This is a genomic window from Kitasatospora purpeofusca (assembly GCF_036010405.1).
Lineage (GTDB): Bacteria > Actinomycetota > Actinomycetes > Streptomycetales > Streptomycetaceae > Kitasatospora > Kitasatospora purpeofusca.
The window spans coordinates 697,504-719,906 of sequence record NZ_CP108561.1 but is presented as its reverse complement, the minus strand read 5'-3'; the positions used below and the strand labels follow the sequence as shown (position 1 = coordinate 719,906).

Sequence of the window (22,403 nt, the reverse complement as noted above, 5' to 3'; positions counted from 1 at the left end):
TTCCGGGCCGTCGGGCGGTCGAGCCGTCGCGCCGCACCCGCGGGTCAGGACTCCTGGCCGTCCTGCCGGAACGCGCCGAGCTCGCGGACGACCGCGGCGAAGGCGCGGATCATGTCGTTCTCGGTCTCGCCGCGCCAGACGAGCCCGTACGACAGCGACTGCAGGTCGGGAACGGGCAGCCAGGCGATGTCCGGACGGGCCCAGAAGCGGCGCACGTGGGAGGGGAAGGGGATGACGGCCTCACCGGAACTGACGACGGCGAAGATGTCGTCGGTGGTCAGGACCTCGGGGCCGCGCACGATCGTCCGCCCCTTGGGGGTGTGCGGTGGGGTGTAGGCGTCGGCCCAGTAGTCGGGGAGCCCGGGGGCGAAGGCGTGCGGGAAGTCGCCGAGCATCTCCACGACCGCCGAGGTCCGCCCGGCGAGGTCGTGGCCGAGGCCGACGGCCAGCAGCCTGCCGTCGATGAGCAACGTGGGGCCCATGACCAGATCGGGCTCCAGGACGGGCAGCCAAGCGACCAGGATGTCGATGTCGCCCCGACGCAGGCCCGTGAAGGGGTCCGAGAAGGAGGCGTGACGGATCTTCAGCCCCCACTGGGGGTGGCGGGCACGGAAGGTCTCCCAGTAGTGGCCGAGGTCGTAGGCGTTGCCCGGGATCATGCCGATCCGCAGGACGTCGGTCTTGCCCTGGGCGGCGAGCCTGGCGCGCTCCAGGCTCTCCTGCAGCCCCCGGTAGATCGGCGCGAGGTCCGTCCGCAGCTGGGCGCCGGCGCGGGTGAGCTCTACGTTGCGACTGTCGCGCAGGAAGAGCTCCGCGCCGATGCCGCGCTCCTGCTTCTTGATGGCCTGGCTGACCCGGGCCACCGAGACGTGCAGGCGCTCGGCCGCCCGGCCGAAGTGGAGCTCCTCGGCGAGCGTCAGGAAGATCTCGATATCCCGCAGTTCCATGCGTCCCACCCCGTTGACCGGCAGCTCGGCCCCGTCCGAGCGGCAGTCAGCGTCGCACAACCGGGGCCCCGCCGCAATGTGAAGATGATCTTCATACGACCCAGCCGGGCTGAGACTTCCCAGTTCAGGGGGTCCGCCCCGAGGCTCGGCGCCGGAGGGGTCGACGTCCCCGCCCCCACGTGACCCGGATCACTCCCGGTCGGCCGATGAGTTCGAAGCCCCCCGGCGGTCCTACCTGCAACGAGATTCCAGCACCGCGAGCCCGCCCCCGGCGCGGTGCGGTACACGAGGAAGGCACGTCATGACCCGCGCGATCGAGGCCCCCGTCCCCACCACTCCCGTCCCCACCACTCCCGTCCCCACCGCCCCCGGTGCGGCCGTGCCTGCGGCCACGACGCCGGCCCTGCTGGCCTGTGCCGCCGTCGCGGGTCCGCTGTTCCTGGGGGTGGGGCTGATCCAGGGCTTCACCCGCGACGGGTTCGACTTCACCCGCAACGCCATCAGCCAGCTCAGCCTCGGCGACCTGGGCTGGATCCAGGTCACCGGCTTCCTCGTCGCCGGAACCCTCATGATCACCGGCGCGGTCGGGCTGCGGCGCGCGCTGGGCGAGGGCCCCGGTCACCGCGCGGCCCCTTGGCTGTTCGGCGTGTTCGGCGCTTCGTTCCTGGTCAGCGGGGTGTTCACCGCCGACCCCGGAGCCGGCTTCCCCGCCGGCACCCCGGACTCCGCAACTCCCGTACTGAGTACGCACGGTACGGTCCACATGGCCGCCGGCATGGTCGGCTACCTCGCCCTGTGCGCCGCGTTCCTCGTCCTGGCCCGCCACTTCGCCGGCCTGCGGCAGCGGGGTTGGACGATCGCCTGCCGCCTCGTCCCGGTGGGCGTCCTCGCCGGGTTCGCCGGGTCCGCGGCCTCCGTCCTCTCCTTCACCGCGGGCGCGGCGTTCGGCCTCGCCGCCCTCACGGCGGTGACCGTCCGACTGGCGCGCCGATAGGTTCCGTCCGACGGATCAGGTGACCTTCATGCGGTCGGAGCGTAGTTCCGGTCACGGGGCGGGGCGATCTGACGAATGACGAGTGGGGGCGGCCGGAGCCGCACCCGCCGAAGGCCGGTGGTCGGGGTGGCCGCTGGTGCGACCCGCTCCAGCAGCTGGGAGGGGGAGGCGGCGACGGCGGGGCAGGTCGCGTGTGTTCGGCGGTGGCCGAGGGCGGAGCCGGGCAGCAGTCGGCCGAGGCGGCCGTGCCGGGAACCCACTTCCATGGAGCGCCCCCGTCGGCGTGCGAGGACCGCCGCTGACGGCACCATGACGGCGACGGGCGCGTTCCTGGCGGATCCATGACGGTCACCGGCCCGTGCCTCAGTCGAGGCCGGGGAGGAACTGGATGACCAGGTCGATCGCCTTGATGCCGAGGAACGGGAGGACGAGCCCGCCGAGTCCGTAGACCCGCAGGTTGCGGCGGAGCAGGTCGGTGGCGTCGGCGGGCTGGTAGCGGACGCCGCGCAGGGCCAGCGGGATCAGGGCGACGATGATCAGGGCGTTGAAGACGATCGCCGAGGCGATGGCCGAGGTCGGGCTGTGCAGGCCCATGATGTTGAGGTGTCGCAGGCCGGGGTAGGAACCGGCGAACATCGCCGGGATGATCGCGAAGAACTTGGCGACGTCGTTGGTGATCGAGAAGGTGGTGAGCGCGCCGCGGGTGATGAGCAGCTGCTTGCCGATCCGGATGATCTCGATCAGCTTGGTGGGGTCGGAGTCGAGGTCGACCATGTTGCCGGCCTCCTTGGCGGCCGGGGTGCCGGTGTTCATCGCGACCCCGACGTCGGCCTGGGCGAGGGCGGGGGCGTCGTTGGTGCCGTCGCCGGTCATCGCGACCATGTTCCCGGCCGCTTGCTCCTTGCGCAGACAGGCGAGCTTGTCCTCGGGGGTGGCCTCGGCGAGGTAGTCGTCGACTCCGGCTTCCCGCGCGATCGCCCGGGCGGTGAGCGGGTTGTCGCCGGTGACCATGACGGTGCGGATGCCCATCCGGCGCAGTTCGGCGAACCGTTCGGCGATGCCCTCCTTGACCACGTCCTTGAGTTCGATCACGCCGAGCGCGCGGGCGCCGTGCCGGTCGTGCACGGCGACGAGCAGCGGGGTGCCGCCGGCGCCCGCGATCCGGTCGACCAGCGCCTTGGCCTCCATCGGCAGCCGTCCGCCGGAGCGCACCACCCAGTGGGCGACGGCGGTCGCCGCGCCCTTGCGGATCAGGCAGGCGGTGCCGTCGGGCCAGGCGAGGTCGACGCCGCTCATCCGGCTGCGCGCGGTGAACGGGACGTCGGTGCGCTCGCCCAGTTCGCCTTCGGCGCGCGGCGGGACCCAGTACTGACGGTTCGTCAGTTCGACGACCGAGCGCCCCTCGGGTGTCCCGTCGGCGAGCGAGGCGAGCTGGGCGGCCTCGGCGAGCTGTGCGGCGGTGGCGCCGGGCAGCGGGTGCAGGGCGGTGGCGCGGCGGTTGCCGTGGGTGATGGTGCCGGTCTTGTCGAGCAGCAGCACGTCCACGTCGCCGGCCGCTTCCACGGCCCGGCCGGACAGGGCGATGACGTTGCGCTGGACGAGGCGGTCCATGCCGGCGATGCCGATCGCGGAGAGCAGCGCGCCGATGGTGGTCGGGATGAGCGCGACCATCAGCGCCACCAGGACGACGGTCGTCTGCGGGGACCCGGCGTAGATCGCCATCGGCTGCAGCGAGACGACGGACAGGACGAAGACGACGGTGAGCGAGGCGAGCAGGATGTTGAGCGCGATCTCGTTCGGCGTCTTCTGCCGGTTCGCGCCCTCGACCAGGGCGATCATCCGGTCGATGAAGCTCTGCCCGGGCCGGGAGGTGATCCGGACCACCAGGTGGTCGGACAGCACCCGGGTGCCGCCGGTCACGGCGGTGCGGTCGCCGCCGGACTCCCGGATCACGGGCGCGGACTCGCCGGTGATCGCCGACTCGTCGACGGCCGCGACGCCCTCGACCACCTCGCCGTCGCGCGGGACCACCTCGCCGGCGGCCACGAGCACGATGTCGTGCAGCAGCAACTCCTCGGCGGGGATGCTCTCGTGGCGGTGGTCGCGGGTGCCGACCCGCCAGTGCAGCAGGCGCCGGGCGGTGGTGCCCGCCTGCGCCCGGCGCAGGGAATCGGCCTGGGCCTTGCCGCGGCTCTCGGCGACGGCTTCGGCGAGGTTGGCGAACAGCACGGTGAGCCAGAGCCAGAAGCTGATCATCCAGGCGAAGACGTTCGGGTGGAGGACGGCGGTGAGGGTGGTGAGGGCGGATCCGGTCTCGACCACCAGCATGACCGGGTTCTTCGCCATGGTGCGCGGGTGCAGCTTGCGCACGGCGGCGGGCAGGGCCTCCCGGAGCTGGCGGGCGGTGATCAGCCGGCGCCGCCCGGGCCGTCCCGGTCCTGGCCGTCCTGATCCGGGTCGGTGGCTCGGGTGCCGGTGCTGGTTCCGGTGCGGGGGTTCCGGTTCGGCGCCGGCCCCCTTCGGGCGGCGGAACCAGTCCGGCCGGGGTACGGCCCGGTCGGTGGTGGAGTCCGGTGAGGTGGGAGCCGAACGGCGCATCGGTGTTCAGGGGCCTTCCGGAGGCCGTCCGGGGGAGCAGGGCGGCCGTGGTCGGGGACGGTGGACGCCGGACAGCGAAGCACCGGATCTCCGCACGCCATGCGCGTCTTGACGTCCGCTTGGCGGGTCGCGAGGCGTCCTTGACGCGACTCTGACGCGGCGGCCTGACACCCCGTCGCCGAGGTGTCACGGGGCCACGGCCGGGCCCGCCCAGTACACGACCTCGCGCCGGACCGCGCGGAAGCCCGCCGCCTCCGCGAGGGCCCGGCTGGCGTGGTTGCTCCCGGGGGCGCACCACGTCGGGGTGGCCGGACGCGGAGGGTCGCAGCAACTGTCCGCGGGTGTGTCCGGCGGCCGTGCGGCGCAAGCTCGAAGCGGTCCCGGCCCGGCCGCGTCATCTGATCACCGAGCCCGGGATCGGCTACCGCTACCAGCCCTGAGCCGCGGCGCCAAGAGTGCGTCAAGACCGCACGGTCAGCCGTCAAGGGAGCGTCAGGACCGGCCGGGAGTGCTCCCGGCCGGCCGTAGCGTCAGCGGTGAGGAAACGGTTCGCCGCCGGGGTCAACGACTTGGGCGGCGGACCGTGCCGAATCCCAGCCCCGGCGGTTCCTCCGGGGCCGTTTCGGCGGCCAGTGAAAACAGGGGAGGGGGGCGCGCGGCGATGCCAACGGCCACGTCGGGCGGATCGGTTGTCGTGGGAACGGGCTCGCCGGGGACGGCGGGTCCGGAACCGTCCGGTCCGGCACCCGCGGTGCGCGCCCCCCGTCACTGGAGACCGCATGGGAGACCTCGCGGGGGAGTGGCCTCGCCTCCTACCGCTGGCTGAACCGGTCGTGGTGGCACACGCCGCGCCTGGTGCGCGGCCTCACCGGCGTCTGCCTGACGGCGCTGCTGGCGGCCGGAGCCGCCACCGCCACGGTGCTGGGCGGAGCGCGGGAGGGCACCGACACCATCGGCCACCGCGCCGCGCCGCAGGTGGTGCGCTCGGCGGACCTGTACTTCGCGCTCAACGACATGGACGCCCAGGCCGCCAACCTGCTGCTCTTCGGCGCCGATCCGGACTTCGCGGCCGTGCGCGGGCAGGCCCTGGACACGTACGAGCGCAGCCGGGTCCGGGCCGACACCGACCTGCAGCGGGTCGCGGAGGCGGTGGTCGGAGATCCGGCGGGGCATCGGGCGGTGCAGACCGTGATCGGTGAACTAGGCCGCTACGAGGGCCGGGTGGCCCGGGTGCTTTCGGCGTTCCAGGCATACCAGAGGGACGACCGCCGGATCCGTGAACTCAACGCGCAGGGGCGGCTGAAGGAGGCCGTCGCCTTCAACACCGGCCTCGCCGCCGGCCAGTCCAACGCCGACTTCGGCCTCCTCGCCACGGCGCTCGACGACGTCCAGGCGGTCAACCAGCAGGCGATGGACCGTGCGGTGGCCGCCACCGACGACGACCTCGACGCCACGACGGCTGCCGTCGGCGGCGCGCTCCTGGCGGCCGCTCTCGTCCTGGCCGTACTCGGAGTCCGGCCCAGGCTGCGGGAGTTCGCCTGACGGGTGCGCGCTCAACGACAGGCCGAGGGCCCCGTGCTGCTGCACGGTGACCTCGGCCGCTGCCGAGGTGGTGTGCCGTTACGGACACCCCGGTCGTCCCGGCCGCCGACAGCGGCCCGGCCGCGTCGAGCGGGACCGGACCGGGGACGTCGGGCACCGACCCGTTCGGGACCGTGCTGGTGTGACACCTGTTGAGGCTCCGGGCGCCGGAGCCTCAACAGGCCGACGGGGAAAGGGGGAAGGCGATGTCGTAGGCCTGTTTCGTCCCGCCCCGCAGGAAGACCAGCCGGACCGTCAGCACGCCGACGTCCGCACCCACGGCGGGTCGCCCGCTGATGCTGCCGTCGGTCCGCAGTCCGTCGGGGTCGAGCCCGGGTCGGCGAGCTCATCGACGCCATGGAGGCGCGCGGTCCCGCAGCGGACCTGATGGCGGACTTCGCCCTGCCGCTGCCGCTCGGGGTGATCTGCGCGCTGCTCGGCGTTCCCGATCCCGATCAGGGGGAGTTCCACCGCTGGTCGCGGACCACGCTGGATCTCGGGCTGCCGATGGAGGAGCGGCTCGCGGCCGGCCGGGAGTCGCGCGCCTACACGGCCGCGCTGGTGGCGGAGAAGCGGCGCATCCCGGACGACGGGATGATCGGCATGCTCGTCCGGGAGCACGGCGACGCGGTGTCGGACGCGGAACTGGTCGGTGTCTGCGAGCTGTTGCTGCTGGCGGGGCACGTCACGGTGTCCAACACGATCGGTCTGGGCGTGCTCGCCCTGCTGGCGCACCCGGACCAGGCCGCCCGGTTGCGCGACGCCGACGAGGCGGATCCGGTGATCGACGGCGCCGTGGAGGAGTTGCTGCGGTACTCGTCCGTCTCCAGCACCGCGCTGGCCCGGACCGCGCGGTACGACACCGAACTGGGCGGCGTGCCGATCAAGGCCGGTGACCAGGTCGTCTGCCAACTGCCGGTGGCCAACCGCGACCCGGAGCTCGGCGCCGGGATGGACCACTTCGACACCGGGCGCAAACCCGTGTCGCACCTGGCGTTCGGGCACGGCCCGCACCACTGCCTGGGCGCGCCGCTGGCCCGCGCCGAGCTGCGGATCGCACTGCCCGCGCTGCTGCGGCGGCTGCCCGGCCTCGCGCTCGCGTGTCCCGCCGAGGAGGTGTCCTACCGGGTGAACAACGAGGTCTACGGTCTCCACGCACTGCCGGTCACCTGGTGACCGGCAGTGCCGACATCGTGCGCCGAAGCGGCGGACGGGCCGGCTGCGGCGGACGCGCAGGGTCAGGACATATCCGGATCGGCGGCCGGCTTCTCGGCATCCAGGAGAAGTACAACCCGCGCACCCTCGACCAGTGCAACCAGATCCTCGCCGACGCCGCCGCCCACCACCGGGCCCCCTCCGACGAAGGCATCAAGCTGGCCCGCAACATGCTGGACTGGCTGGACCGGAAGGTCTTCCCCGGCGCCGGGGCCGTCGGCGCCTCCCTGGTCCGCATGATGGACGCCCACGTCGCCGACGTTCTCGACATCAAACCCAACCCGGCGCTGGACATCCCCGTCGCGACCCTCGGCCCCCACCTCTACCGGCCCGTGTACGAGATCCAGCAGAAGTTCCCGCTGCTCGTCCCCGTCCACGAGAAGATGTTCAGGATCGCCTCGAAGACGGTCGCCTGGTACGCCGTCGACTTCCGCGACTACGACCTCCAGATGCCCGTCCACTGACCGCCACTGGGCGGTCCAGGCCGAGAACTGCATGGCGCCGTACTGCCGGATGCGCTCCGCCTTGTGGGCGCTGTGGCGGTGGTGCGCGGGTCCGCAGATCACCACTGGTCCGCCGGTTCGAGGCGGCCGGTGCCGCGCTGCCGGAATGCTCTAGGGCCCGGCCGTGCGGCATGATGACCCCATGGACCGCACGTTGCGCCATCGCTACTCGACCTACGAGTGGACGCCGGTGACCGACGGTGACTCAGGAGCCTTCGTGCACCTGCTCGTCGGACCGCGCTCGAATCTCTACGCCAAGATCGCCCCGGCGGCGTCGGACGGCAGTCCCGCACTCGACCTGGCCGCCGAGGCCGACCGCCTGGCCTGGCTGGCCGACCAGGGCATCCCGGTCCCGCGCATCGTCGACCGCGGCGCGGACGCCGGCGCGGTCTGGCTGGTCACCGAGGCCGTCCCCGGCATCAGTGCCGCCGAGGAATGGCCGGCCCACCGGCGCCCGGCGGTGGCCGCCGCGATCGCGGGGATCGCCCGGGCGCTGCACGAACTCCCCGTCGACAAGTGCCCCTTCGACCGCGGCCTCGCGACAGCCGTCCCGCTCGCCGAACAGGCCGTCGCCCACGGCCTGGTGGACCTGGAGAACCTGGAGGACGAGCGGGAGGGGTGGTCGGGGCAGCGGCTGCTCGCCGAACTCCGGCGCACCTGCCCGGCCGACGAGGACCTCGTCGTCTGCCACGGTGACCTGTGCCCGAACAACGTCCTGATCGATCCCGACACCCTCGCGGTGACCGGGCTGATCGACGTGGGGCGCCTGGGCCGCTCCGACCGGCACGTCGACCTGGCGATCGCGCTCCGCGAGCTCCGGCACGTCGAGGACCCGTGGTTCGGTCCGGACTGCGTGGAGAGCTTCCTGGAGCGCTACGGGGCGACGGAGCTCCGGACCGACCGAATCGCCTTCTACCAGCTGCTCGACGAGTTCTTCTAGTTGTTCTAGGGCGTGTCTCATAATTGATCTTGTGGTGGGTCGAGGAGAGATAACGGACGCTGCGTGGTCTCGCATAGAGCCGTTGCTGCCGCAGCGGGACGGCGCTGGGCGTCCTTGGCGGGATCACCGCCAGGTGGTGAACGGTGTGCTGTGGCGACTGCGCACGGGTGCCCCCTGGCGTGATCTGCCCGAACGGTACGGCCCGTGGCAGACCGTCTACCGGCGCTTCGCCCAGTGGGAGAAGGACGGCACGTGGGCCGCGCTCCTGCGAGAAGTCCAGGTCCGCAACGACGCGGTGGGGACCGTGGAGTGGACCATCTCGATCGATTCCACCGCCGCGAGGGCCCACCAGCACGCGGCTGGGGCCCGCAAAAAGGGGATCAACCCGAGGACGAATCGGATGATCCGGCAGCAGTTGCGCGCCGCGAGGCGCTCGGCCGGTCCCGGGGCGGGCTGACCACCAAAATCCACCTGGCGGTCGACGGCCGGGGCCTGCCGCTGTCGATCGTGCTGAGCACGGGCAACACGGCCGACTGCACGATGCTGCCCGCCGTCCTCGACGCGATCAGCGTTCCACGTGTCGGGGCCGGGCGGCCGAGGACCAGGCCCGACCGGGTCGTGGCCGACAAGGCGTACTCCTCCCGGAAGATCCGCGCCCTGCTGCGGCGCCGACGGATCAAGGCGACCATCCCCGAACGACGGGACCAGATCGCCGGTCGCGCCCGCCGCGCAAGCCGCGGCGGGCGCCCACCAGCCTTCGACAAGGCCGCCTACAAGGGGCGGAACGTGGTCGAGCGGTGCTTCGCCAAGCTGAAGCAGTTCCGGGCAGTGGCAACCAGGTTCGACAAACTGGCCAACCGCTACCGAGCGGGCGTCGTCCTCGCCTCACTGATCCTGTGGCTGCGAGCCGAGGAGCAATGATCCCCGCCAAGATCAATTACGAGACACGGCCTAGTTCTTCGTGGTCATTCGAGTCCGCCCGGCTGTTCCGGTTCTTCCGGGCCGTGCTCGGGGTGCCAATGGTTCGCTCGGGGGTGCTCGGGGTCGCTCGGGGTTGCTCGGCGGTGGTGACGCCGCCGGTCACCCGGCCGGCCCGTCGGGCGGGCCCAGGTGGTGCGGACGCCGGTGGTCGGGCGGGTGCGGGCCGACTCCTCGGCCCCGGCCGGAGCGGGGGGATGAACTCGATCGACCTCCGCTCCCGTTGCTACCGGTGAGGGTCCGTCGGGCGGCCGCCCGACGGGTCGCCGCCCCGGCACCACCGGGAGGTCGACGAGGCCCCGCCCCGACCGATCAGGAGCAGACATGAACAAGACCAAGGCCGCCGTCGCGGCCCTCGCCGCCCTCGCCGGAATCGGCCTGAGCGCGGCTCCCGCCTCGGCGGGTGACATCAACATCCCCGCGCGCTGCACCGACAAGCAGTTCGGCGGCAGCTTCCTGTGCGGCGGCGACTTCCGTGACGGCGTCACCTACTTCGGCTTCCAGGACGGAAACAGCGAGATCTTCGTGATCGGCACCGACAACGCCGTGTGGACGCGCTGGACGAGCGGCGGTTCCCACAAGCTCAGCAGTTGGACCTCCCTGGGCGGCTACTTCACGAGCAAGGTCGTGATCACCCGCCAGACCCTCGGCGGCGCCTTCACCATCACCTCGCGCGGCAGCGACTACAACCACATGTGGTCCCGGGACCGCAGCCAGAGCGGGAACTGGAACAACTGGTACGTCGACGGGCCCCCGATTGCCGGTGGCGGCAAGGTCGTGCCCGGGTCCGAGGAGCCCGCAGCGACCGCTCTCTGACGGTTCTCCGGCCGCTCCCCGTACCCCGCCGACACAGACCGCGGGACTCGGGCGGCGCGGTGCCCGGCGGGGAATCCGCCGGGCACCGCGCCAGGCGCGAACACCCGAAGGCGCCTGCCGCCTCCACCCCCACGCACTCGCTGCACCCCGCCGACATTCCGGTACGGCAGGCAACGGGCGTGGGGCGGTCACGCTCCGTCGAGCGGGAGGAGGTCGGGGTGGACGTCCTGCCAGCGGTAGCGGCGGCAGTGCAGGTGCCAGTAGGCGTAGCCGGTCATGTACCGGTCGAGGTGAGGGCGTTGCTCCTCCGTGGCGAGGCCCGTGATCCGGCGGTGGGCGGCCAGGCCGCCGTCGAGGGTGCGGCGGTAGGCGGTGAGGTAGGGGATGTCCTCGCGCACTGCCTGCCGGTACAGCCGGCTGACGGCGAAGTCCGCGCCGTGCACGGCCTCCTTGTAGCAGGACAGCACGTCGTTGAGATCGTTGAGGAACGCGACGCAGGAGCTCATCGCCGCCGCCCAGAACGCCCGGTTTCGACGGGCGGCCAGGCAGGGGTTGGTGAACTGCAGCGTGACGAACCAGAATTGGGAGAACCCGTTGAAGACGCGGACGTAGTCGCTGTCCACCCCGTCGGACGCCTCCGGATCGAACTCCGCCTCCATCAGCACGCCGGTGAGCGCGTTGTGGAAGAACGTCTTGAAGACGGCGAGGAAGGTCGGCTCGCAGAACGGCGCGATCTCGTGGAACATGTGCCGGACGTAGCGGGTGTTCGGCGAGGCCGGGAGCGCCTCGGGCAGCAGGCCGGCGCGCAGCATGGCCGCCGCCTCGTCCGGATCGTGGCAGCACACGTCGTCGGCGTTGGTGGAGAACACCCAGATTCGGTCGACGGCGAGGGCCAGTGCGTCGTCGGCGATCGGCACCATCAGGGCGCGCATCTGCGTGATGTTGCGGACCGTGGCGGCCGGGAGGTCGACGCCGAAGGCCGCCAGTTCGGCGGTGAGCAGATCGGCGTCGGCGGCGGCCTGGGCGAGGTCGGCGGGCGGCACGGTGAAGGAATCGGTGCGGGCGATCATCTGCTCGACCAGGCCGGAGGCCAGGACGCTCGCGATCATCGCGCGGTGGCGCGGATCGGGGATCGCGTCGAGACCGCGCTGTGCGGTGTGGCGCAGGGTGTCGACGCCGGGTGGTCGAGGATGCCGGAGCAGGGGGCGGACGGTCGGGTCCACGCAGTGTCCTCGCTGTTCGTCAAAGGCCATGGGCCGGACGGGCGAGCCCGTCCGCCCCGGGAACCCGGACGACGGTTCCGGGGATCCGTCCCGTGACTACCCGCGCACCGCGTTCGAACAAAACGGGAACCGCGACACCTACCGGCTCCGCAGCGTCGTCGAATGCCGTGCCACCCGATCTGGGGTTCGGAACACACCGAATTCCCGACCTCGACGTCGTAGGTCCGCTCCGTGCCGAGGGTGATCCGGCCGGAACCGGTCGTCGACGTCGCCTTCGACAGCGTCCGGTGCGGCCCCCACGGCCCCGCCGGGCCGGCCCGTGCGGTTCGCCCGGGTGGTGCGCCACCGGCCGGACAGGAGCGCCGTCGAGGCCGATACTGCCTCCTCTGTAGGGGAGTTGGCCACCCGAAGGCGTGAGGCCGTCCGCGCGGCCGGGTCCGCCGGCCCGTCCGGCGAACTACCGCGGGTTGAAACGCACAGCGCCCCGACGGGGGTTCACGCACAGGGGTCGAATCAGCCATTCTCGATCCGGCCACCGTACCCCTCCGTGAACGGACCAGCTATGGCTAGGTTGACCGTGACAACGAGAGGCGGCCGCCGGGCAGTCGGCGCCGCCCTGGCGAAAGGTGCTCGATACATGCAGGTGAGCGTTGACCGGGACCGCTGCTGCAGCTCCGGCATGTGCGTGACGAACGCCCCCGCGGTCTTCGGCCAGGACGACCGGGACAGCCTTGTGATGCTCCGTCGGACCGTCGTGCTGCCGGAGCAGTTCGACGACGTCGTACTCGCCGCCGAGCTCTGCCCGGGCCGGGCGATCACCGTCACCGGGAACGAGCCCGAGCGGACCGGGGCCTGACGGACCCCCGCCGCCGGCCCCGCCGGCCGCCGGGAGCCTCCCTGCCCCCGAACCCGACGAGAACACCCGCGACGTGAGGAGATCCCCGCCTTGACCACCGCACCCACCGCACCCACCACCCCCGTCCTCCCGCTGCCGGCCCCGCACTCCGGCGGCTGCCCGTTCGGCCCGCCGCCCGCGTACCCCGAGGCCGCCGCCACCGGGCCGGTGACCAGGGCCGAGCTGCCCGACGGCGACCTCTGCTGGCTGGTCACCGGCTTCGCCGAGGTCCGCACCGTGCTGTCCGACCGCCGGTTCAGTGCCGACATCCGCCACCCGTCCTTCCCGCTGCTGGTCGCCGGCGCTCGCGGGCTGATCACCGACAATCCGGACTTCCTGCGGCTCGACGACCCCGAGCACGCCCGCCAGCGCCGCATGCTCACCGGGGAGTTCCTGGTCAAGCGGGTGGAGGAGCTGCGCCCGGAGATCCAGCGGATCGTGGACGGGGCACTGGACCGGATGACCGCAGGCCGGACCACGGCCGACCTGGTCACCGACTTCGCGCTGCCGGTGCCCTCGCTGGTGATCTGCCTGCTGCTCGGCGTGCCGTACGAGGACCACGACCGCTTCCAGAGCCTGAGCCGCACGATGCTCAGCCGGGAGAGCACCGTGGAGCAGCTCCGGGAGGCCCAGGAGGGGGTCCTGGCCTACCTGCGCGACCTGACGACCCGCAAGCGCGCACAGCCGGAGGACGACGTCCTCAGCCGGCTCGCGGCGCGGGACGACCTGACCCCGGAGGACGCGGCCGCCATGGGCGTGCTGCTGCTGGTCGCCGGGCACGAGACGACCGCGAACATGATCGCGCTGTCGACCGCGCTGCTGCTGGAGCACCCCGAGCAGATCCCCGGCCTGGCCGACCCGGCCACCCTGCCGGGCGCGGTGGAGGAGCTGTTGCGGCTGCTGACCATCGTGCACACCGGCCTGCCCCGGGTGGCGCTGGAGGACGTGGAGCTGGGCGGCGTCACCGTCCGGGCCGGGGAGGGCGTGATGGCGATGCTCTCCACCGCCAACCGGGACGAGCAGGTCTTCGGCGGCGCCGGCCACCGGGCGACGGACGAGCTCGACCTGTACCGGGACGCCCGGCGGCAACTGGCGTTCGGCTTCGGCGTGCACCAGTGCCTGGGCCAGCCGCTGGCCCGCGCCGAACTCCAGATCGCCCTGGAGACGCTGTTCCGCCGGCTGCCGGGGCTGCGGCCGGCCGGCGAGCGCGAGTTCCGTACCGAGTCGTTCATCTACGGGATGCGGTCACTGCCCGTGACCTGGTGAGCGGGGTCCTCCTGACCTGCCCGGCCCGCCCCTCCACGCCTGCGCGCAGGCGTGGAGGGGTGGGCCGGTCCAGTCAGGACGATGACCGACAGCAGGCCGACCGGTGGGCGGCCGACTCCACCCCCGACGGCCGCGCCGTGCACCGCGGATGGTCTTGCCGCGGTCGTCGGCGAGGGGCGTGCACAGGGCGGCGCCGCCCTGCCGGAGCCGGTGCCACCGGGCCCGGTGCCCCTCGCGGCCTCGTCGTCACCGGAACGAGCACACGGGGGACGTTCGCGATTCGTAAGGATCGGCGGCCCGGATCCGGCGCGGTCCGTTCCTACAGTGGCCCGGAGGCTGTTCCCGAGGAGAGAGGCGGACCGCGATGACGGTCGACCAGGACGTCCTGCCCAGCGCCGAGGTGGGCGTGATCGGCGGATCCGGGCTCTACGAGCTGCTGGACGACGTGACCGAGCTCCGGGTGGAGACCCCCTACGGCGAGCCGAGCGACGCGCTGTTCGTGGGCGAGGTGGCCGGCCGCCGGGTCGCGTTCCTGCCGCGGCACGGACGGGGCCACCGGATCCCCCCGCACCGGATCAACTACCGGGCGAACCTGTGGGCGCTGCACACCCTGGGCGTGCGCCAGGTGCTGGCGCCCTGCGCGGTCGGCGGACTGCGGCCGGAGTACGGGCCGGGCACTCTGCTGGTGCCCGACCAGTTCGTGGACCGGACCTCGGGGCGCCCGCAGACCTACTACGACGGTCTGCCGCTGCCGGACGGCACGGTGCCCGAGGTGGTGCACGTGTCGACGGCCGACCCGTACTGCCCGGCCGGGCGGCACGCGGCGATGGAGGCCGCCCGGGAGGCGGCCTGGGAGCCGGTCGACGGCGGCACGCTGGTGGTGATCGAGGGCCCGCGCTTCTCCACCCGCGCCGAGTCCCGCTGGTTCACCGCCAACGGCTGGTCGGTGGTCGGCATGACCGGGCACCCGGAGGCCGTGCTCGCCCGTGAACTCGGGCTCTGCTACAGCTCGGTGGCCCTGGTCACCGACCTCGACGCGGGCGTGGAGAGCGGTGCGGGCGTCACCCACGGCGAGGTGCTGAAGGAGTTCGCCCGCAACGTCGACCGGCTGCGCACCGTGCTGTTCAAGGCCGTCGAGCGCCTCCCGGTGGTGCGCGACTGCCCGTGCCCGCACGCCCTGGACGGCCTCACGACCGGTCTCCCCGGGGTGCCCGGCGCCTGACGTCCGGATTCCGCCGCCGCCGCCACCGTCCGACCAGCGTGACCAGCAGCGCGAGTCCGGCGGTGGCGGCCAGCACCAGCAGCCAGTTGCGCAGGTACGGCAGCGGCAGCACGGACGGGTTGCCGCCGTCGTCCCCGGCGCGCAGCACGGCCGGCAGGCCGACGGCGGTGACGGCCGCCGCGACCACCGGCCCGCCGCGCAGCACCGGCCCGCCGCGCAGCACCGGCCCGCGCACCAGGAACGCGCCCAGCAGGCACAACAGCGGCACCCACAGGCCGTCGTGGAGCACCAGCCCCCCGGACCCCCAGACCAGGACGTCCACCGGGTCGGTGAGGTACGGGTCGCCCAGCAGCCCGTACAGGCCGTAGCCGATCAGGGCGAGGCCGGCCGACAGCAGCAGACCGCGGACCGCGGCGGTCATGCGACCACCTCGATCCGGGCGACCCACTTGGTCTGCAGGACGCCGGGCCGGTTCGGCGCCATGATCCGCGCCGGGAACCCGTGGTCCGCCGTCAGCACCTCGCCGTCGACCCGCAGGGCCAGCAGACTGAGCGGATCGTCCGCGTACCGCGCGGGCATCTCCATCACCCGGTAGGGCCCCTCGGCCTCCAGCGAGGTGACCCGGGCGGAGGTTCCGGCCGGGGCTCCGGCCCGCGCCAGCAGATCGCGGACCCGGACCCCGCCCCACCGGGCGGTGGCGCTCCAGCCCTCCACGCACGCGATCGGCAGCTCCACCTCGTACTGGGGGAGTTCGCCGAGCTCGGCGAGGCCGATCTCGTACGGCCTGGGCCCGTCGACCACCAGGCGCCAGCCGGCCGGCACCGTGAGCGTGCCGGCCTGGGCGGCGGTGCGGTTCACCGGCAGGCCCTGGGCGCCGAGGTCCGGGCGGCGCGGCGCCAGCAGGTCCAGGGCGCGCAGCCAGGGCACCGTCTGCCCGGCCGTGACCAGGGTGACCGCGCCGGTCGCGGCGAACACCGAGGCGAGGAACGCCCGGCGTTCGGCCAGGACGGGCGCCGCGCGGCGCCACCAGTTCGCCGCGATCAGCGGCGCCTTGACCGCGAGGTGGACCAGCAGCCCGCCGGTGGCCAGCCAGCCCAGCCAGAAGTGCGTCTGCCGGAACGGGAACGGCCACGGGTACCACTGCAGGGTGTTCAGCAGGCCGGTGAACAGCTCCAGCAGGACGGCCGCGACCAGGACGGCGATGCCGAGCCGCTCCAGGGCGTGCAGCACACTGCGCGCCGGGGGCCACTCGAACAGCCGGGGGTAGACCGCCCACAGCTTCGCGCCGGCCAGCGGGATCGCGGCCAGACCGCCGATCACGTGCAGGCCCTGGGTGACGCGGTAGCCGTTCACCGGGCGGGCGGGCAGGTGGGGGGCGAGCCAGGCGGGCGGGTCCTGGAGCAGATGGCTGGTGAGGCCGGTCAGGAAGCACAGCAGCAGGGCCGCGCCCAGCCACCGTCCCACGACGACCACGGTCCGCGGCTCGTGCAGCGGCGAGGTGAACGCGCCCTCGCGGAACGGCCCGCGCCGCAGGAACGACGGGGGAGCGGGCAGCGGCGGGTCGTAGCGGCGGCGGGCGGCCGGAGTGCCGGAGTCGGCGGGTTCGGATTCCACGCGTCCATCGAAGCGCCCGGACGGGTCCCACCGGTGCTCCGACGTGCTTACGGAATCCGAACGGCGGCCTCGCCGCCGGGCCCGCCGGGCCCCGCCGGTGGAAGGGTGGCCGACGTGATCCCCCGTACCGTGCTGCCCTGCCTCCTCGCCCTTGCCGCTCTGGTCACCGCCCTGGCGCTGACCGTCACCGAGGGCGGCGCCCTCCCACGCCACGGCTGGTACCTGCTCGACGTCGCGCTCTTCGCCCTCGCGGTACTGCTGCTGCGCCGGGTGCCCGGACGGCAGGCCGTGCCGCTGGTCCTGGCGGGCAGCGTCGCGGTGGCCGCCGTCGGGCTCCTGGCCCCGCCGCGGACCAGCGACGACGCCTACCGCTACGTCTGGGACGGGCGCGTCCAGGCTGCCGGGATCTCGCCCTACGCGCACACCCCGGACGACCCGCCGCTCACCCGGCTGCGCGATCCCGGGCTCTTCCCGACGGGCGACGGCTGCTCCGGCTGGGACGAGCGACGGACCGCGGCCGGGGACTGCACCCGCATCAACCGGCCGGCCGTGCACACCGTCTACCCGCCCGTGGCGCAGGCCTGGTTCCTCGCGCTGCACCCCTTCGGGGGCGGGGTGCGCGGCGTCCAGGCCGCCGGGGCGCTGCTGGCGGTGGCGACCACCGGGCTCCTGCTGGGCACGGGGCGGGCGCGATGGCGCGCCGCGCTGTGGGGGTGGTTCCCCGGCGTGACCGTGTGGGCGGTCAACGACGCGCACGTGGACACGCTCGGCGCGCTGCTCACGGTCGCCGGGCTCGGCTGCGCGGCCCGGGGCCGAGCGGTCTGCGGCGGACTCCTCCTCGGCGGCGCCGTCGCCACCAAACTGCTGCCGGCCCTCGCCCTCCCCGGGGCGCTGTCCGGCCTGCTGGCCCGCCGCCCGACCCGCGGCGACGTCCTGCTCCTCGGCTCCGCGCTCGGAGTGTTCGCCCTCTCCTACCTGCCGTACGTCGCCGCCTCGGGCACCTCCGTCCTGGGCTACCTGCCGGGCTACCTGCGGGAGGAGGGCTACGAGCAGGGGCACATCGACCGGTTCGGGCTGCTGCGCCTGGTCCTGCCGGACCGCCTCGCACCGTGGGCGGCGGGGCTGGTGCTGGCGGTCGTGGTGGTCCGGGTGCTCCGCCGGGGCGACCGGGAGCGGCCCTGGGAGGGCGCGCTGCTGGTGACGGGCACGGCGCTGCTGCTGGTCGCGCCCGGCTACCCCTGGTACGGGCTGCTGGTGGTCGCACTGGTCACCCTCGACGGCCGCTGGGAGTGGCTGGCCGTCCCGGCCGCCGGGCAGGCGCTCTACCTGACCGGGGGGCAGGGCGCGCAGCAGCTCTCCTACGGGACGGCGCTGTGCGTCGTCCTCCTGGTCCCGCTGCTGCGGCAGCGGTTCGGGGGCCGGGCAGTCGTGGCGGAGGGGAGCCGCGGCGGTGGGCGGCCGGAAGCGACGAGAGTCTGACGGGGCGGCGCGGACCCCGGCCCGTCGGCCCACCGGTACGGCGGACGGCCTCAGCCGGCGGGTGCGGCGGCGGACCTGCGCAGGGCGAGGAAGCGCCGGCCGTGGGAGGTCCACCGTTCCGCCTCGACCAGCCCGGCGGCGCGGGCCCGCCGGACGGCGGCCCCGGCGCCGAGGCGCGCCCAGGCGAACGGCGGCCCGAGCCGGCCGTCCGGGCCCTCGACCCGGACGGTGACGCGCTCGTCGACCTCCTGCGGTTCCACCTCCACCAGCAGCAGCCCGTCCGGCGCGATCAGCTCGGCGGCCCGCCGCAGCAGGGCCTGCGGGTTCCCGCCGATGCCGAGGTTGCCGTCCGCCAGCAGGGCCGCGCCCCAGCGGCCCTCGGCCGGCAGCCGGTCGAACACCGACCGGCAGAGCGCCGCCCCGCCGAGGCCCAGGGTGCGGCTGACGGCCGCCGGTGTGACGTCGACGCCGAGTGCCGGGACCCCGAGGGCGAGCAGCGCGGCGACCAGTCGGCCGGGCCCGCAGCCGAGGTCCACGACCGGCGCGGACAGGTCGAAGCAGCGCAGCAGCAGGCTGTGGTCACCGCCGTCGGCGGGCGCGCACCAGCGCTCGATGTCCAGCGGGATCCGGTGGCCGTCGTCGTGCCGCAGCCACAGCGGACCGTGTCCGGTGCGGACGGCGTCGGCGAACGGGTCGTCGATCCAGGCCGTCGCGGTGCCGCTCAACCCGCCACCTCGGGGGCGACCGGGAACGAGCGCAGGCGGGCGGCGAACCGGCTGTCCGGTGCCTGGGCGGCGACCAGCCGGGCGTCCTCGACGGTGTCGACGTCGGTGGCCTCGGGCAGCCGGCGGACCACCAGGCCGGCCGCCGCGAGCCGGTCGAGGAGCAACTGCCCGGTGTCCGGGGCCGACATCGGCACGCCCAGGAGGAGCCGGCGGGCGAGGTCCTCGGTCGGCCGGGCCAGGCCGAGGGCCCAGAAGCCGCCGTCGGACGCGGGCCCGTACCAGGCGTCGGCCCCGGCCCGGCGCACCGGTGAGAGCGGCTCGGCCAGGGTGGCCGCGCCCACCTGCGGGGTGTCCATGCCGACCAGCAGCGCGGGCGCGTGCGGGGCGAGCCGGGCCGCGTGGCCGAAGGCCGCCGCCAACCGGGCGTCCAGGCCGCCGCCGCTCTGCGGAACCACCTGCCACCCCGGCGGCAGCCAGCGGCCCGGTTCGCCGTCCAGGACCAGCAGGCGCCGCCCGGCCGGTACGGTCGCCAGGGTGTGCAGGGTGTCCACCAGCGCGGCCTCGGCCAGCGCCGCCGCCTGCTCGGGCGTGCAGGCCGGGGTGAGCCGGGTCTTCACCCGGCCGGGCACGGGAGCCTTGGCGATGACCAGCAGGGTGGGCGGCGGGGCGGCCAGGACGGCCCGCATGTCGCGGACCGCCTGCCTGGTGCCGCGCAGTGTGCCGGTGACCTTCGACCGGCCGGCGCGCGGCAGGTAGTCGACGGAGGTCTCGGCGATCCGCATGCCGGCGGCCGAGGCGGCGAGCACCATCTCCAGCGGGTACCCGGAGCGGCGGTCGCCCAGCCCGAGCGCGAGCAGGCGTTCCCGCCGCGCGGCCCGCATCGGCCCCAGGTCGTGCAGCGGGGCACCCGTGCGGGCCCGCAGGCGGCGGGCCAGCACGGTGTTGGCGAACCGGGCGTGCAGGGGCCAGGCGTTGACGGCCACCGGCCGGCGGCGGCCGAGCACGAGGTCGGCGCTGCCGTCGGCCACCGGGGCGGTGACCCGGGGCAGTTGGGCGGGGTCGAGGGAGCCGTCGCAGTCCAGGAAGCAGACCAGCTCGGCGGTGGCGGCGAGGAGCCCGGCGTGGCAGGCGGCGCCGAATCCGCGCCGGGACTCCTCGACCACGGTCGCCCCGAGCGATCGGGCCAGCTCGGCCGAGCCGTCGCGCGAACCGTTGTCCACGACGATCGCCCGCCAGCCCGGCGGGATCCGCCCGAGCACCCAGGGCAGGGCCGCCGCCTCGTCGAGGCAGGGCAGCACGACGTCGACACCGGAGGAAGAAAGAGGGGTAGCGGAGGTCACGCCGGTCACGCTAGGGGCCGTTCGGCCCCGCGCGGTGGCGCCGCAGCCTTACGGAAGTCGAACGTCGCGCCGACGGCCCACCGGGGCGCCGTCGCGGCAGGTCCCCGGATCTTACGGAGGTCGAACGGAAGCCGGCCGCGGCGTCCGCACCGGTGCGGGGGCACCTATCCTCGGCGGGGTGAACGAGCCCCCCGCCACCACCGGACCCCCGGCCGCCGGCCGCGTCCTGGTGATCGACGACGACCCGACCGTGGCCGAGGTCGTCGCCGGTTACCTCGCCCGCGCCGGCCACCGCGTCGACCACGCCGCCGACGGCCCGCAGGGGCTCGCCCTCGCCCGCGCCCACCGCCCCGACCTGGTGGTCCTGGACCTGATGCTCCCGGGCATCGACGGCCTGGAGGTGCTGCGGCGCCTGCGCGGCCAGGACACCGGTGCGCAGCTGCCGGTCGTCATGCTCACCGCCAGGGGCGACGAGGCCGACCGCATCCTCGGCCTGGAACTGGGCGCCGACGACTACGTCACCAAACCGTTCAGCCCGCGCGAGCTCGTCCTGCGGGTCCAGTCGGTGCTGCGGCGCGCGCGGGCCGGGGCACCGGCGCCCGGCACCCCGGCCGGGCCCGTCCGCTCCGGTGACATCACCCTCGACGGGCCGGCCCGTCGCGCCCATCGAGCGGGGAAGGAATTGGCGCTCACGGCGCGGGAGTTCGACCTGCTGGCGTTCCTGCTGCGGCACCCCGGGACGGTGTTCTCCCGGCAGGAGCTGATGGCCCGCGTCTGGGGCTGGGACTTCGGCGACCTCTCCACCGTGACCGTCCACGTGCGGCGCCTGCGCGAGAAGATCGAGGACGACCCCGCCGCGCCGCGGCTGATCAGCACGGTGTGGGGCGTCGGCTACCGCTACGACCCGGCGCCGCGCGCCGAGGAGGACCGCTCGTGAAGGACCTGCTGCTGATCGCGCTGTTCGCCGCCCTCGGCGCCGGTGGCGCGGGCCTGCTCGGCTGGCCCGCCGTCCGGCTGCTGCGCCGGCGCTCGATGGCGCTCTCGCTGTTCTGCGTCGCCGTCGTCACCGTGCTCGCCGTCACCTCCGGGACCTTCACCGTCGCGCAGGCCATGTTCCTCTCCGCCCACGACCTCGGTGTCGTGATAACGGTGCTCGCCATGGCCGCCGTCGTGTCGCTGTGCACGGCCGCGCTGCTGGGGCGGCAGGTGGTTGCGGGCAGCCGGGCGCTGACCGAGGCCGCCAGGACCGTCGGCAGTGACACCGGCTTCACCGCGCCCGCCCACCCGCTGGGCCGCGAACTGGCCCAGCTCAGTGGGGAGCTCGCCGCCACCAGCGCCCGGCTCGCCGAGTCCCGGGCCCGCGAACAGGCCCTCGAACAGTCCCGGCGGGAGCTGGTCGCCTGGATCTCGCACGACCTGCGCACCCCGCTGGCCGGACTGCGGGCGATGGCCGAGGCACTGGAGGACGGCGTCGCCGAGGAGCCCGATCGCTACCTCCGGCGGATCCGCACCGAGGTCGAGCGGCTCACCGGCATGGTGGACGACCTGTTCGAACTCTCCCGGATCCAGGCCGGTAGCCTCTCCCTCTCGCTCTCCCGGGTCTCCGTCTACGACCTGGTCGACGACGCCCTGGCCGGCGCCCACGCGTTGGCGCGTCAGCGGGGCGTCCGGCTCGAAGGCCGGCAGGTGGAGCCGGAGCCGGTCGAGGTCGACAGCCGAGAGATCACCCGGGTACTGGGCAACCTGCTGGTCAACGCGATCCGCTCGACCCCCCAGGACGGCGTGGTCGCGGTGTCCGCGCGGCGGGAGGCGGACGAGGTGGTGCTCTCCGTCACCGACGGCTGCGGCGGCATCCCCGCCCAGGACCTGCCCCGGGTCTTCGAGACCGGCTGGCGCGGCACCGCGGCCCGCACGCCCAGGCCGGCCGAGACCGGCGGCAGCGGTGCGGGCCTGGGCCTCGCCATCGTCCGCGGCATCGTCGAGGCCCACGCCGGGCGCGCCCGCGTCCACAACGTCGCCGGCGGCTGCTGCTTCGAGATCGCCCTGCCGTCGGCCCGCGGCTGACCT

General features: G+C 74.1%; 21 protein-coding genes and 2 pseudogenes. 14 read left to right on the top strand and 9 right to left on the bottom strand.

The genetic code is table 11. The annotated features are described in order from the left end of the window. Positions 1–44: 44 nt before the first annotated feature. Positions 45–947 carry a LysR family transcriptional regulator gene (locus tag OG715_RS03300; RefSeq protein ID WP_327063966.1) on the bottom strand — a complete coding sequence of 301 codons (903 nt, stop codon included), beginning with the start codon at positions 945–947 and terminating at the stop codon, positions 45–47. 301 nt (positions 948–1,248) lie between these two features. Between OG715_RS03300 and OG715_RS03295 the strand changes: the two genes are divergently transcribed. Beyond that, complete coding sequence (locus tag OG715_RS03295; RefSeq protein ID WP_327063965.1) at positions 1,249–1,941, top strand: DUF998 domain-containing protein; 693 nt, start codon at positions 1,249–1,251, stop codon at positions 1,939–1,941. Between the two features lie 26 nt (positions 1,942–1,967). On the opposite strand, the gene OG715_RS03290 is transcribed toward OG715_RS03295, so the two are convergent. Beyond that, a complete protein-coding gene (locus OG715_RS03290) occupies positions 1,968–2,207 on the bottom strand; it encodes a hypothetical protein (RefSeq protein WP_327063964.1) in 240 nt (79 codons plus the stop codon). A 97-nt stretch (positions 2,208–2,304) separates the two neighbouring features. After that, on the bottom strand, positions 2,305–4,539 hold the full coding sequence (kdpB, locus tag OG715_RS03285; RefSeq protein ID WP_407660942.1) for a potassium-transporting ATPase subunit KdpB: 2,235 nt from the start codon (positions 4,537–4,539) through the stop codon (positions 2,305–2,307). A 329-nt stretch (positions 4,540–4,868) separates the two neighbouring features. On the opposite strand from kdpB, the pseudogene OG715_RS42600 reads away from it, so the two are divergent. From OG715_RS42600 to OG715_RS03250, 7 genes and pseudogenes are all read left to right on the top strand, one after another. Then, positions 4,869–4,979, top strand: a pseudogene (locus tag OG715_RS42600) (DNA-binding response regulator); the annotation flags it as partial. Positions 4,980–5,394: 415 nt separating this feature from the next. Next, positions 5,395–6,081, top strand: coding sequence for a hypothetical protein (locus tag OG715_RS03275; protein ID WP_327063963.1), 687 nt, complete (start codon positions 5,395–5,397; stop codon positions 6,079–6,081). 396 nt (positions 6,082–6,477) lie between these two features. Continuing rightward, complete coding sequence (locus OG715_RS03270; RefSeq protein ID WP_327063962.1) at positions 6,478–7,296, top strand: cytochrome P450; 819 nt, start codon at positions 6,478–6,480, stop codon at positions 7,294–7,296. Beyond that, on the top strand, positions 7,293–7,799 hold the full coding sequence (locus OG715_RS03265; RefSeq protein WP_327063961.1) for a hypothetical protein: 507 nt from the start codon (positions 7,293–7,295) through the stop codon (positions 7,797–7,799). The genes OG715_RS03270 and OG715_RS03265 overlap by 4 nt, the downstream gene beginning before the upstream one ends. 181 nt (positions 7,800–7,980) lie before the next feature. Next, positions 7,981–8,778, top strand: a complete 798-nt coding sequence (locus OG715_RS03260; RefSeq protein ID WP_327063960.1) for an APH(3') family aminoglycoside O-phosphotransferase — start codon at positions 7,981–7,983, stop codon at positions 8,776–8,778. A 34-nt stretch (positions 8,779–8,812) separates the two neighbouring features. Then, positions 8,813–9,699, top strand: a protein-coding gene (locus tag OG715_RS03255; RefSeq protein ID WP_407660941.1) for an IS5 family transposase whose coding sequence is annotated in 2 segments (ribosomal slippage) — positions 8,813–9,167 and positions 9,167–9,699 — 888 coding nt in all. Because the reading frame shifts where the segments join, the coding sequence is not laid out codon by codon here. A gap of 381 nt (positions 9,700–10,080) precedes the next feature. Continuing rightward, a complete protein-coding gene (locus OG715_RS03250) occupies positions 10,081–10,572 on the top strand; it encodes a hypothetical protein (RefSeq protein ID WP_327063959.1) in 492 nt (163 codons plus the stop codon). A 188-nt stretch (positions 10,573–10,760) separates the two neighbouring features. On the opposite strand, the gene OG715_RS03245 is transcribed toward OG715_RS03250, so the two are convergent. Continuing rightward, positions 10,761–11,795 carry a hypothetical protein gene (locus OG715_RS03245; RefSeq protein ID WP_327063958.1) on the bottom strand — a complete coding sequence of 345 codons (1,035 nt, stop codon included), beginning with the start codon at positions 11,793–11,795 and terminating at the stop codon, positions 10,761–10,763. 637 nt (positions 11,796–12,432) lie between these two features. Between OG715_RS03245 and OG715_RS03240 the strand changes: the two genes are divergently transcribed. From OG715_RS03240 to OG715_RS03230, 3 genes are all read left to right on the top strand, one after another. Next, a complete protein-coding gene (locus OG715_RS03240; protein ID WP_327063957.1) occupies positions 12,433–12,651 on the top strand; it encodes a ferredoxin in 219 nt (72 codons plus the stop codon). Between the two features lie 90 nt (positions 12,652–12,741). Beyond that, a complete protein-coding gene (locus OG715_RS03235; protein ID WP_327063956.1) occupies positions 12,742–13,956 on the top strand; it encodes a cytochrome P450 in 1,215 nt (404 codons plus the stop codon). 364 nt (positions 13,957–14,320) lie between these two features. Then, complete coding sequence (locus tag OG715_RS03230) at positions 14,321–15,178, top strand: S-methyl-5'-thioadenosine phosphorylase (RefSeq protein ID WP_327063955.1); 858 nt, start codon at positions 14,321–14,323, stop codon at positions 15,176–15,178. Here the strand turns inward: OG715_RS03230 and OG715_RS03225 are convergent. Next, complete coding sequence (locus tag OG715_RS03225) at positions 15,144–15,599, bottom strand: hypothetical protein (RefSeq protein WP_327063954.1); 456 nt, start codon at positions 15,597–15,599, stop codon at positions 15,144–15,146. The two genes, OG715_RS03230 and OG715_RS03225, sit on opposite strands and share 35 nt — an antisense overlap. Then, positions 15,596–16,732 carry a molybdopterin-dependent oxidoreductase gene (locus OG715_RS03220; protein ID WP_407661088.1) on the bottom strand — a complete coding sequence of 379 codons (1,137 nt, stop codon included), beginning with the start codon at positions 16,730–16,732 and terminating at the stop codon, positions 15,596–15,598. Before OG715_RS03220 ends, OG715_RS03225 begins: the two co-directional genes overlap by 4 nt. A gap of 174 nt (positions 16,733–16,906) precedes the next feature. On the opposite strand from OG715_RS03220, the gene OG715_RS03215 reads away from it, so the two are divergent. Beyond that, positions 16,907–18,271, top strand: a complete 1,365-nt coding sequence (locus OG715_RS03215; protein ID WP_327063953.1) for a glycosyltransferase family 87 protein — start codon at positions 16,907–16,909, stop codon at positions 18,269–18,271. A gap of 50 nt (positions 18,272–18,321) precedes the next feature. Here the strand turns inward: OG715_RS03215 and OG715_RS03210 are convergent, their stop codons facing one another. From OG715_RS03210 to OG715_RS03200, 3 genes and pseudogenes are all read right to left on the bottom strand, one after another. Further along, positions 18,322–18,996 carry a methyltransferase domain-containing protein gene (locus OG715_RS03210; protein WP_327063952.1) on the bottom strand — a complete coding sequence of 225 codons (675 nt, stop codon included), beginning with the start codon at positions 18,994–18,996 and terminating at the stop codon, positions 18,322–18,324. Then, entirely contained in the window at positions 18,993–19,451 is a 459-nt protein-coding gene (locus tag OG715_RS03205; RefSeq protein WP_407661087.1) for a TIGR04282 family arsenosugar biosynthesis glycosyltransferase, read from the bottom strand. Before OG715_RS03205 ends, OG715_RS03210 begins: the two co-directional genes overlap by 4 nt. A gap of 168 nt (positions 19,452–19,619) precedes the next feature. Next, positions 19,620–20,345 (bottom strand): annotated as a pseudogene (locus OG715_RS03200) (glycosyltransferase family 2 protein); the annotation flags it as partial. Between the two features lie 157 nt (positions 20,346–20,502). Between OG715_RS03200 and OG715_RS03195 the strand changes: the two are divergent. Both OG715_RS03195 and OG715_RS03190 read left to right on the top strand, forming a co-directional pair. Further along, positions 20,503–21,273, top strand: coding sequence for a response regulator transcription factor (locus OG715_RS03195; RefSeq protein ID WP_407661086.1), 771 nt, complete (start codon positions 20,503–20,505; stop codon positions 21,271–21,273). Beyond that, positions 21,270–22,400: a sensor histidine kinase gene (locus OG715_RS03190; RefSeq protein ID WP_327063950.1), complete on the top strand. Its 1,131-nt coding sequence runs from the start codon at positions 21,270–21,272 to the stop codon at positions 22,398–22,400. The genes OG715_RS03195 and OG715_RS03190 overlap by 4 nt, the downstream gene beginning before the upstream one ends. Positions 22,401–22,403: the final 3 nt, after the last annotated feature.

What these genes read in the sequence shown, in the direction of transcription:
- OG715_RS03225 (WP_327063954.1), bottom strand. Translation starts at nt 15,599, where the DNA reads ATGACCGCCGCGGTCCGCGGTCTGCTGCTGTCGGCCGGCCTCGCCCTG.
- OG715_RS03295 (WP_327063965.1), top strand. Translation starts at nt 1,249, where the DNA reads ATGACCCGCGCGATCGAGGCCCCCGTCCCCACCACTCCCGTCCCCACC.
- OG715_RS03270 (WP_327063962.1), top strand. Translation starts at nt 6,478, where the DNA reads ATGGAGGCGCGCGGTCCCGCAGCGGACCTGATGGCGGACTTCGCCCTG.
- OG715_RS03260 (WP_327063960.1), top strand. Translation starts at nt 7,981, where the DNA reads ATGGACCGCACGTTGCGCCATCGCTACTCGACCTACGAGTGGACGCCG.
- kdpB (WP_407660942.1), bottom strand. Translation starts at nt 4,539, where the DNA reads ATGCGCCGTTCGGCTCCCACCTCACCGGACTCCACCACCGACCGGGCC.
- OG715_RS03240 (WP_327063957.1), top strand. Translation starts at nt 12,433, where the DNA reads ATGCAGGTGAGCGTTGACCGGGACCGCTGCTGCAGCTCCGGCATGTGC.
- OG715_RS03290 (WP_327063964.1), bottom strand. Translation starts at nt 2,207, where the DNA reads ATGGAAGTGGGTTCCCGGCACGGCCGCCTCGGCCGACTGCTGCCCGGC.
- OG715_RS03250 (WP_327063959.1), top strand. Translation starts at nt 10,081, where the DNA reads ATGAACAAGACCAAGGCCGCCGTCGCGGCCCTCGCCGCCCTCGCCGGA.
- OG715_RS03300 (WP_327063966.1), bottom strand. Translation starts at nt 947, where the DNA reads ATGGAACTGCGGGATATCGAGATCTTCCTGACGCTCGCCGAGGAGCTC.
- OG715_RS03230 (WP_327063955.1), top strand. Translation starts at nt 14,321, where the DNA reads ATGACGGTCGACCAGGACGTCCTGCCCAGCGCCGAGGTGGGCGTGATC.